Below are 9964 nucleotides of genomic sequence, written 5' to 3'. Positions count from 1 at the left end.
CCTTGTGGTCGGCCGCGGCGCGCACCGCGGCCGGCACCTGCGCCGGGCCCGAGGGCTCGATCACCGTCATGTTCGGCAACGCGCGCATCAGCGCGATGTCATCGATCGCCTGGTGGCTCACGCCGAGGATGGTCGACAGGCCCGGCAGGAAGCCCACGATCTTGACGTCGGTGCGCGGATAGGCGACCTGCATCGCGATCTGGTCGAAGGGCCGGCGCGTGGCGAACACGCAGAAGGTATGGACCCAGGCCTGCAGCCCGCTGCGCGCGAGGCCGCCGGCCACGCCCACCATGTTGGCCTCGGCGATGCCGGGGTTCAGGAAGCGCTCGGGGAAGGTGTCGCGGAAGATGTCGGTCTCGGTCGACGAGGTGAGGTCGGCCGAGAGCGCGACGATGTTCTGGCGTTCGCGCGCCAATGCCAGCAGCGCCTCGCCGTAGTAGCGCGGCACCGAAGATGCACCCGTCGATTGCGCGGCCGACATCGCGGTGTGGGCACCGCCTTGCGTGAAGTCCTCGACCTCGAGCGTGCGCGCCGGCGCCTTGATGTTCGCGTTCATGCCATCTCTCCCAGTTCGCGCAGCGCCGCGTCGGCCACCTCGGCCGGCAGCTTCGCGTTGTGGCTGATCACGCCCTCGAGCAGGCTCACGCCCTTGCCCGGCACCGTGGTGGCGACGATCATGGTCGGCCGCGCGGTCTGCCCGCGCGCGGCCGCGAAGGCCGCGAGCAGCGCATCCAGGTCGTGGCCGTCGAGCTCGATCACCTGCCAGTTGAAGGCGCGAAACTTGTCGGCGATGGGCGAGAGGCGCAGCACGCTGTCGGTGTGGCCCTCGACCTGCATCCAGTTGAGGTCGAGCACCACGCAGAGGTTGTGCAGGCCCTCGGAGCCCGCGAGCATCGCGGCCTCCCAGACCTGGCCCTCCTCGAGCTCGCCGTCGCCAAGCACCACGTTCACGCGGTAGTCGATGCCGCGGATGCGCGAGGCCAGCGCCATGCCGGCGGCCACCGACATGCCCTGGCCCAGCGAGCCGAAGGTGCCTTCGACCACGGGGCCGAGCCGCTCGGAGACGTTGATCTCGAGCGCCGAACCGTCCTTCACGTAGTCGTCGAGCGAGGCCGAGGGGATCATGCCGCGCAGCGCGAGCGCCGCATGGAACAGCGCGGAGTTGTGCGCGGTCGAGAGGATGCAGCGGTCGCGCTCCTCCCAGCGTGCGTCGGCGGGGTCGATGCGCGCCTCGTGGAAGTAGAGGCTCGCGAAGATCTCGGCGGCGCCCAGGCCCTGCTGCACATAGCCCTGGCCATGGCGGCGCACGAGCTCGATGACCTGGCGGCGCAAGGTGTGCGCCACGCGCCGGAGTTCCGGCACGGGCAGCGCGAGGCGGTCGCGGCGTTGCCAGTCGGGAGGGAATGCCGTGGGGTGCAGGGCGCTGCCGGGGTCCGTCATGTCGGGCTTTTCTTTCTGCTGGAAGGGGGTGGCTGGTTGCGCAGCGCGAGCAGTTCCTCGGCGCGCGCGGGATTGGCATCGATTTCCTTCAGCACGCGCACGAAGTCGCGGCCGCCTTCGATCAGGTCGTCCTCGATGGCCTTGCGCACCATCGCGGTGTCGCGCTGCTGCAGCCCGCGCAGAACGTTCACGTGCTGGTGCTCGGCGTCGTAGGTCGGATGGCCGTGCGGGTAGAGGAAGTTCAGCATCGGTCCGACCTGCACCCAGATGCGGTCCAGCAGCTCCGTGAGCTGCGGCATGCCCGAGTGGCGGTAGATGCCGAAGTGGAAATCGAAGTTGTGCTGCAGGGCCGCGCGGTAGTCCTTGGTCTTCTCCGCACGCACCAGCAGGCGATGGCTTTCCGTCAACTGCTTGATCGTGGCGTTGTCGAGCAGCGGCACCGCACGCTCGGCCGCCAGCGGCTCGAGCGCGAAGCGGATGTCGCGCAGCTCGAGGTACTCGGCCAGCGTGAGCTGGCGCACGCGGATGAAGTAGCCCTCCTTCATCTCGAGCGCGCGGTCGCGCACGAGCTGGATCAGGGCCTCGCGCACCGGCGTCTCGCTGGTGCCCATGGTCTTGGCCAGATCGCGGATCTTCAGGCGCTGGCCCGGCTGGAAGGTGGCCGACATCAGCTGCTCGCGCAGATGCTCGTAGATCTGGCTCGCGAGGTTGGTGCGTTCGACCACGTTGATGACGGGGGTTGCCATGGCTTCTCTCTCCTTGAGTGCGGGTGCGTGAATCGCGCGGCTATTGTGGCGTCGGCGTTTCAGGGACTCGCACGGGAGCGGCTCAGCGGTGGCCGAAGCGTTGGGCGACGGCGGCGAAGGCCGCGTCGGTGGCCTGCAGGGCCCGATCGATGTCTTGCACGGTGTGTGCCAGCGACAGGAACATGTTGTGCTTCGGATGCAGGTAGACGCCGCGGCGCAGCGCCTCGACCGTGAACACGGCCCCCTTGTCGAAACCCGGGTCTTCGTCGAACAGGATCAGCGGCAGCGCCGCCGGGCCCGTCTGGCGCACCAGCACCCCATGGCTCGCGGACTGCGCGGCGATGCCGTCGCGGAAACGCTGGCCCATGGCCTGCACATGGCCCACCACGTCCTGCGCATCGGCCACTTCGATCGTCGCCAGGCCCGCGGCCATCGCCACGCCGCCCGACCAGAAAGAGCCCGTGGTGTAGATGCGCGTGGCCGCTTCGCGCAGCGCATCGACACCGGTCACGGCCGCGAGCGCATAGCCGTTGGCGATCGACTTGCTCCACGCGCTGAGGTCGGGGCGCACGCCCACGGTCTCCCAGCTGCCGCCTGCATGCACGCGGAAGCCCGCGCGCACCTCGTCGAGGATCAGCGCGGCACCGGCCTGGTCGCAGAGTTCGCGGGCACGGCGCGCGAACTCGGGCGTGGGCAGTTCCTGGTCGATGCCCAGGTCGTGCTTGAAGGCCGCGCAGACGATGGCCGCCAGATCGGAACCCGCCTGGGCCACAGCCGCCTCGAGGCTCGCGATGTCGTTGTAGGTGTAGTGGATCAGGTGCGCGCGGTCCTCGGGCGTGATGCCCTGGGGGATCGGCGTGCACCAGGGATCGGCGCCGTGATAGGCCTTGGTCGCGACCAGCACCTTGCGCTTGCCCGTCGCCGCGCGCGCCACCATCAGGCAGACGGTGGTGGCATCGGTGCCGTTCTTCTGGAACAGCACCCAGTCGGCATGGGCACTGCGCGCGACGAAGCGCTCGGCCAGTTCGACGAAGCGCGCCGTGGGGCCGTCGAGGCAGTCGCCCAGGGCCTGCTGCTTGCGCGCAGCTTCATCGACCTGGGGATGGTGATGGCCCAGCAGGTTCGGGCCCCAGCTGCACATGAAGTCGATGTACTCGTTGCCGTCGACGTCCCAGACGCGGCAGCCCTGGCCGCGCTCGAAGAACTGCGGATAGCCCGCAGGCAGCGAGGCCGCGTTCAGGTGCCCCGTCATGCCGCCGGGCACGACCTTGGCGGCGCGTTGCCGGAGCTGGAGATCGTGACGGTTCGACAAAGGGGAAGAGGCGGCGGAAGACACGGACGGCATGCGGGATCCTTGGCTGCTTTTTCGAAGTTTGACACATGATATATCATGTTTGATGTAGTGCAAACCCGATGGATCGCGTTCGCGGTGCCTCCGGCGCGAGGGGTTTCGCCCATGAAAAAGCCCTCGGTCCTTTGCAGGATCGAGGGCTTCTCGTCTTGGGCTGGCACGGGGCGGATCGACCGCATCGGCACGCGCTGCTTCTATGATGCGGGCGCCCTCCCCTTCCCGCCCGCGCCATGCAACGCTTCACCATTTCCCTCGACGACGAACTCGCGGCCCAGTTCGATGCCTTCATTGCCGCCAAGGGCTACGTCAACCGCTCCGAGGCCGTGCGCGACCTGATCCGCTCGCGCCTGGGCAGTGCCTCGCTCGACAAGCCCGCGGCGAAGCGCTCGAACTGGTGCGTGGCCAACGTCAGCTATGTCTACGACCACCACGAGCAGACCGTGACCACGCGGGTGCTCGACCTGCAGCACGACCACCACGACCTGGTGATCACCAGCCTGCACACCCACCTCGACCACGACCACTGCCTCGAGACCGTGGTGCTGCGCGGCCCCACCGCCGCGGTGCGGGCCTGCGCCGAGCAACTGGTGGCGCTGCGCGGGGTGCGCCATGGCAACGTGCACCTCGTGCCGCTCGACGCGGGCGAGTCCCATGCCCATGGCAACGCCAGGCCGCACCGCCACCTGAAGCCGCTGAACTGAGCGCCGCGCCGACCGCGTGCGCCGATTGGCGTATGGTTTCGCGCCCTGTCGTATGAATAATTCGAAGTTGTTCATACACGAGAAGAGGGATCCATGCGCATCCTCCCGCGGCGCTCCCCGTGCCTGTTCGCCACGGCGATGCTTGCCGGCGTTCCGGCCTGGGCCCAGCCCGTCCACCTGCCGCCCATTGAAGTGAGTGGTCCGCGCGATGCGGCCATCGGCACGGCCGACAGCGCGAGCGAAGGCGCGGTGGAGAAAGCCTCGTTCCAGGCCCGCCCCAAGCTGCGCCCCGGCGACATCGTCGAGGCCGTGCCCGGCGTGGTCGCCACCCAGCACTCGGGCGACGGCAAGGCCAACCAGTACTTCCTGCGCGGCTTCAACCTCGATCACGGCACCGACTTCGCGGTCACGGTCGACGGCATGCCCGTCAACATGCCCTCGCACGGCCACGGCCAGGGCTTCGCGGACCTCAACTTCCTGATCCCCGACCTGGTCTCGGGCGTGCGCTACCGCAAGGGGCCCTACTTCGCCGATGGCGGCGACTTCGCGCTCGCGGGCACGGCTTCGCTCGACTATGTGAGCGCGCTCGATGCGCCCTTTGCCGAAGTCACGCTGGGCGCGAACAATTTCCGCCGACTGCTCGCGGCGGGCTCGCGCACCGTGCAGGACCAGACCTGGCTCGGTGCGATCGAGCTCGAGGGCAACAACGGCCCCTGGGACACGCCCGAGCGCCTGCGCAAGGCCAATGCCGTGCTGCGCTACTCGCAGGGCTCGCCGGTGCGCGGCCTCAGCATCACGGCCATGGCCTACCAGAGCCGCTGGAACTCCACCGACCAGATCCCCGAGCGGCTGGTCGACAGCGGCGAGCTTTCGCGCTTCGGCTCGCTCAACACCACCGACGGCGGCAAGACGCGGCGCATCAGCTTGTCGGGCAAGTGGTTCGACAACAGCCCCGAGGGGCAGACGCAACTGAGCGGCTATGTCATCGACTACCGCTTCGATCTGTTCTCCGACTTCACCTATTTCCTCAACAACCCCGAGCAGGGCGACCAGTTCGAGCAGACCGATCGTCGTCGGGTCTTCGGATTGCAGGGCACGCACAGCCGTCCCAATCAGATTGGAGGACTCGATGGCGTCCTGAGCTTCGGAGGCAGTTGGCGCGGTGACCGCATCGGCGAGGTGGGCCTGTACAACACGGTGGCGCGCGAGCGGATCTCGACCGTGCGCAACGACAAGGTTCAGCAGGACCTGTTCTCCATGCACGCCCAGCAGCTCGTGAACTTCAGCGAGCGCTGGCGCGGCTACGTCGGGTTGCGCGGCGATCTGCTGCGCTACGACGTGCAAGGGCGCGAACCGCTCTACGGCCCCGTCAACAGCGGACGCGGCCACGATTCGCTCGTGAGCCCGAAGGCCGGCCTGGCCTTCACCGTAACGCCCGCCCACGAGCTCTACCTCAACGTGGGCACGGGCTTCCACAGCAACGACGTGCGCGGCGCGACGATCAACGTCGATCCGACGAACGGCCTGCCCGCGGACCGTGTGCCGGCGCTCGTGAAGGGGCGCGGTGCCGAGATCGGCTGGCGCTTCCAGCCCGATGAAGACTTCAGCCTCACCACGGCGCTGTGGCAACTGCGGCTCGATTCGGAGCTGGTCTATGTCGGCGACGCCGGCACCACCGAGCCCGGCCGCGCCAGCAGCCGCCGCGGCATCGAGGCCACGCTGCGCTGGAAGCTCGGTTCGCGCTGGCGTTTCGAGGCCGATGCGGCGATCTCGCGCGCGCGCTTCCGGGGCCTGGCGCCCGAGGGTGAAGGCAACTACATCGACAACGCGGTGGAGCGCGTGTTCGCCGCGGGCGTCATCTACACCGAGGGCCCGCTGACGGCCTCGCTTCGCCTGCGCTACATGGGACCGCGCGCGCTCGACACGCTGAACACGGTGCGCTCACGCGCCACCACGCTGCTGAACTTCGGCGCACGCTATGCAGTGAACAAGCAGCTCACCTTGGGCCTGGACGTGTTCAACCTCGCGGGCAAGAAGGGCAACGACATCGAGTACTTCTACGCCTCGTGCAGCGCGGGCGAAGTAGCGCGCGGTGCCTGCGGCGACGGCATCGACGGGCGACACATCCATCCGATGGAGCCGCGCAGCGCGAGGGTCAGCGCGCGCTGGACCTTCTAGCTACCGAAAACCCGGGATGGCCGCCCGCGCCGGCTGAGCAACAATCACCGCTTCCGCGGTTGATCACCTCAGGCGAATGCGCGCTCCCTCCCTTTCGGTCCGGCTCCTGCTGGTCGCCTCGGCGGCCCTGTTGCCGCTCGCGGTCGTCTGCGGCTTCGCGCTCAACGGCCTGCTGCAGGCCCAGCGCGCGCAGACCCAGACCTCCACCATGGGCGTGGCGCGCGCGCTCGCCACCTCGGTCGACAGCGAGCTGCGGCTCACGATCTCGGCGCTGCAGGCGCTGGCGCTGGCCGAGCCGCTGGGCGCCAACGAGGACAGCGGCCTGATCGACGCGCTGGTGCTCGCCAAGTCGCTGCGCGCCACCCATCCCGAATGGCGCGGCGTGCTGCTGATCGCGCCCTCGGGCAAGGTGGTCTTCAGCAGCGAGGGCTCGGTGGCCGGACCCGACGGCGAGGTGGTCGAGGCCGCCAGCCTGGCCGAGGTGATTCGCACGCGCCAGCCCGGCATCGGCGCGCTGACGCCGGGACCGCGCGGCAACCTGGCCTTCGCGGTGCGGGTGCCGGTGATACGCGACGACACGGTGCGCTACGTGCTCACCGCCATCGTGCGGCCCGAGGCGATCGGCGCCGTGCTGGCGCGCCAGCGCGTACCCGAAGGCTGGACGGTCTCCGTCTTCGATGCGGCGCTGACGCGCGTGGCGCGCTCGCGCGAGGACGAGCGCTTTCGCGGCCGCGCGCCCAGCGACAGCCTGCGCGCGCTGCTGCAGAAAATGAAGGACCGGCGCGAATACGTGGGCACCACGCGCAACGTCGACGGGACCGAGGTGCAGACGGCCGTGGCGCGCATCGACGTCACGCCCTGGATCGTCGCGCTCGGCGCCCCCACCGCGGTGGCCGACGACGCGCTGCGCCGCACCCTGGTCGCCTATGGCGGCGGCCTGCTGGTGTCGCTGCTGCTCGGCGCGCTCGTGGCCTGGTGGATGTCGCGCTCGATCACGCGGCCGATGGCGCGCCTGCGCCGCAGCGCCGACGCGCTCGGCCACGGCCTGCCGGTCTCGCCCCATGCCTCGGGCATCGCCGAGATCGACGCCGTGGCGCATGCGCTGGCCGATGCCGCCACGCAGCGCACCGAGCACGAGGCCGAACGCGACAGCCTGCTGAACGCCGAGCGCGAGGCGCGCACCGTGGCGCAAGCGGCGCAGACCCAGCTCGAGCGGCTGGTGAGCGCGAGCGCGGTGCTGTCGCGCTCGCTGGAGGAGGAGTCGACCCTGCAGGCCATCGCCGGCATCATCGTGCCGCACGTGGCCGACCTCTGCCGCATCGACCTGCTCGACGAGCACGACGTGCTCGAGCGCAAGCTCACCCACCATGCCGACCCCGCGCGCAGCGCCGAGATCGCGAAGTTCGTGGACAACAGCGCGGCCCCGACCACGGGCCCGGGCTCGTTCCCCTGGGCCATCGCCAGCGGCCAGACCTTCATCGGCAACCTCGACCGTCCCGGCGATTTCGAGCTGCTCGACCCGCAGCTGCGCGGCTTCGTTCAGATGCTGGGCATCACGGCCGGCTGCGTGGTGCCGCTGGTGGCGCGCGGCCGCACCATCGGCGCGATGGCGATCCTGCAGGACCGCTCGAAGCGGCGCTTCTCGCCGGCCGACGGTGCCCTGATCGGCGAGCTCGCGCAGCGCGCCGCGCTGGCCCTGGACAACGTGCGCCTGCTCGCGCGCGCCCGCAAGGCGCAGACCCAGGCCGAGGTGGCGAGCCAGGCCAAGGACGAGTTCCTCGCCATGCTGGGCCACGAGCTGCGCAACCCGCTGGCGCCGATCTCGCTCGCGCTCACGCTGATCGAGCGCAAGGACGAGAAGGCCTTTCCGCGCGAGCGCCAGATCATCGAGCGGCAGGTGCGCCACCTGTCGCGGCTGGTCGACGACCTGCTCGACATCTCGCGCATCGTGTCGGGAAAGATCGTGCTGCGGCCCGAACCGGTCGACCTGCGCGACGTGGCCGCCAAGGCGATCGAGCTCACGCAGCCCGCGCTGCAGCCGCGCGCGCGCATGCCGCGGCTGAGCCTGCCCGACCAGCCGGTGCCGGTGCTCGGCGATCCGCTGCGGCTGGTGCAGATCGTCTGCAACCTGCTCAACAACGCCGCCAAGTTCACCCAGCCCACCGACGGCATCGCACTGGACCTGCGCATGGTCGGCGGCCAGGCCGAACTGTCGGTCAGCGACGAGGGTATCGGCATCGCGCCCGAGCTGCTGCCGCACGTGTTCGAGCGCTTCGTGCAGGGCGCGCAGCAGCTGCAGCGCGCCGCAGGCGGCCTGGGCCTGGGCCTGGCCATCGCGCAGAGCCTCGCGAAGCTGCACGGCGGGTTGATCGAGGCGCAGAGCGCCGGCGCGGGACAGGGCAGCCGTTTCATCGTGCGCCTGCCGCTGGCCGGCGCCGCGGCCACCGAACCCGAGGCGCCCGCCGATGCGGCCGCCATCGGCGCGCCTACCCTGCGCCTGCTGCTGGTCGACGACAACCTCGATGCACTCGACGTGCTGGCCGAGTGGTTCGCGCTCGAAGGGCACGAGGTGCGCAAGGCCGGCAGCGCCGAGGAGGCGCTGCAGCTGCTCGAGGCCGGGCCCGTGGACGCGGGCATCTTCGACATCGGCCTGCCCGGCATGAGCGGACATGAACTCGCGCGGCGCGTGCGCGAGCGCGAATCGGGCATACGGCGGATGGCGCTGATCGCGCTGACCGGCTATGGCCAGGAATCGGACCGGCGCCAGGCGCTCGAGGCGGGCTTCGACGCCCACTTCTCGAAGCCGGCCGACCTCGGCAAGCTGCGCGAGGCGCTGCGCCAGCTCACGGACGACGCGCCGGCTACCGCCTGACGCCACGTCTTTGGCTCAATCGAGCTTCTGCTGCTGCGGCAGTGAGGTGATGAAGAAGCGGATCGGCACCTCGCGCCAGACCACGGTGCCGTCGTCGGGCGTGGGCTTGAACTGCCACTTCCACACCGTCTCGACCGCCGAGCGGTCCAGGCGCGGATAGCCGCTCGATTTCTGCACCTCGATCGCGGCCGGCTTGCCCGCCGGCGTGGTGCGCACACGCAGCATCACCATGCCCTGCTCGCCATTCGTGCGCGACTCGGCGGGATACGGCGCATTGGGGTTGGGCGGGTTGGGCTTCCATTCGCCGGGGTCGGCGGGTGGATTCGCGGCGCAGGCGGCCAGCAGGGCGAGGGTCGCGCCCGCGAGAAGGGTGCGAGCGAGAGAGGGACGCAGGTTCATGAAGCTGTTGTCGAAGTTGTGGTCGCTGGCGACGGGGCATTCTGCATCGCCGCCTGCCGGTGGCGGCTTCGCATCATCCCGGATACAGGCGCGCACTCAAGCTCGTACTCGCCTTCTGCAGCGCCGGCAGAAAGGCCTCGCGAAACTCCGCCAGCGTCATGCGCTCTGTTCGCACAGCAATGCTCATCGCCGCCACCACCTGCTGCGCGCGGTCGCGCACCGGCACGGCCATGGAGCGCACGCCGAGCTCGAGCTCGCCGTCGTTGCTGGCGTAGCC

At 69.9% G+C, this 9964-nt stretch carries 9 protein-coding genes; 3 read left to right on the top strand and 6 right to left on the bottom strand.

Features of this window, described 5'->3' with window-relative positions; genetic code table 11:
- The 4 genes from AC27VN_RS21820 to AC27VN_RS21805 form a co-directional block, all read right to left on the bottom strand.
- A partial coding sequence (locus tag AC27VN_RS21820; protein WP_490877869.1) for a transketolase family protein occupies positions 1–556 on the bottom strand: 556 nt, incomplete at its 3' end.
- Positions 553–1440, bottom strand: coding sequence for a transketolase (locus AC27VN_RS21815; RefSeq protein WP_490877868.1), 888 nt, complete (start codon positions 1438–1440; stop codon positions 553–555). The genes AC27VN_RS21820 and AC27VN_RS21815, both read right to left, overlap by 4 nt.
- The gene (locus tag AC27VN_RS21810; RefSeq protein WP_093355890.1) at positions 1437–2186 is read right to left on the bottom strand and encodes a GntR family transcriptional regulator; all 750 of its coding nucleotides are present in this window, start codon (positions 2184–2186) and stop codon (positions 1437–1439) included. Before AC27VN_RS21810 ends, AC27VN_RS21815 begins: the two co-directional genes overlap by 4 nt.
- Positions 2187–2268: 82 nt before the next feature.
- A complete protein-coding gene (locus tag AC27VN_RS21805; protein WP_490877867.1) occupies positions 2269–3522 on the bottom strand; it encodes an aminotransferase class III-fold pyridoxal phosphate-dependent enzyme in 1254 nt (417 codons plus the stop codon).
- 245 nt (positions 3523–3767) lie between these two features.
- Between AC27VN_RS21805 and nikR the strand changes: the two genes are divergently transcribed.
- The 3 genes from nikR (at position 3768) to AC27VN_RS21790 (ending at position 9288) form a co-directional block, all read left to right on the top strand.
- Positions 3768–4238 (top strand): nickel-responsive transcriptional regulator NikR, encoded by a 471-nt coding sequence (gene nikR / locus AC27VN_RS21800; protein ID WP_093355885.1) that lies wholly within the window; start codon positions 3768–3770, stop codon positions 4236–4238.
- Positions 4239–4331: 93 nt separating this feature from the next.
- Entirely contained in the window at positions 4332–6416 is a 2085-nt protein-coding gene (locus tag AC27VN_RS21795; RefSeq protein ID WP_490877866.1) for a TonB-dependent receptor, read from the top strand.
- 76 nt (positions 6417–6492) lie between these two features.
- The gene (locus AC27VN_RS21790; protein WP_490877865.1) at positions 6493–9288 is read left to right on the top strand and encodes a hybrid sensor histidine kinase/response regulator; all 2796 of its coding nucleotides are present in this window, start codon (positions 6493–6495) and stop codon (positions 9286–9288) included.
- Positions 9289–9303: 15 nt separating this feature from the next.
- Here the strand turns inward: AC27VN_RS21790 and AC27VN_RS21785 are convergent, their stop codons facing one another.
- Both AC27VN_RS21785 and AC27VN_RS21780 read right to left on the bottom strand, forming a co-directional pair.
- Positions 9304–9687 (bottom strand): energy transducer TonB, encoded by a 384-nt coding sequence (locus AC27VN_RS21785; RefSeq protein ID WP_398492724.1) that lies wholly within the window; start codon positions 9685–9687, stop codon positions 9304–9306.
- Between the two features lie 73 nt (positions 9688–9760).
- Positions 9761–9964, bottom strand: a 204-nt coding sequence (locus tag AC27VN_RS21780; RefSeq protein ID WP_490877864.1) for an IclR family transcriptional regulator domain-containing protein, incomplete at its 5' end; no start/stop codon positions are given.

Source organism: Variovorax sp. 20P10.2.4 (assembly GCF_058244205.1).
This window is presented reverse-complemented; position numbering and strand designations above follow the sequence as displayed.

What these genes read in the sequence shown, in the direction of transcription:
- AC27VN_RS21815 (WP_490877868.1), bottom strand. Translation starts at nt 1,440, where the DNA reads ATGACGGACCCCGGCAGCGCCCTGCACCCCACGGCATTCCCTCCCGAC.
- AC27VN_RS21810 (WP_093355890.1), bottom strand. Translation starts at nt 2,186, where the DNA reads ATGGCAACCCCCGTCATCAACGTGGTCGAACGCACCAACCTCGCGAGC.
- nikR (WP_093355885.1), top strand. Translation starts at nt 3,768, where the DNA reads ATGCAACGCTTCACCATTTCCCTCGACGACGAACTCGCGGCCCAGTTC.
- AC27VN_RS21795 (WP_490877866.1), top strand. Translation starts at nt 4,332, where the DNA reads ATGCGCATCCTCCCGCGGCGCTCCCCGTGCCTGTTCGCCACGGCGATG.
- AC27VN_RS21790 (WP_490877865.1), top strand. Translation starts at nt 6,493, where the DNA reads ATGCGCGCTCCCTCCCTTTCGGTCCGGCTCCTGCTGGTCGCCTCGGCG.
- AC27VN_RS21785 (WP_398492724.1), bottom strand. Translation starts at nt 9,687, where the DNA reads ATGAACCTGCGTCCCTCTCTCGCTCGCACCCTTCTCGCGGGCGCGACC.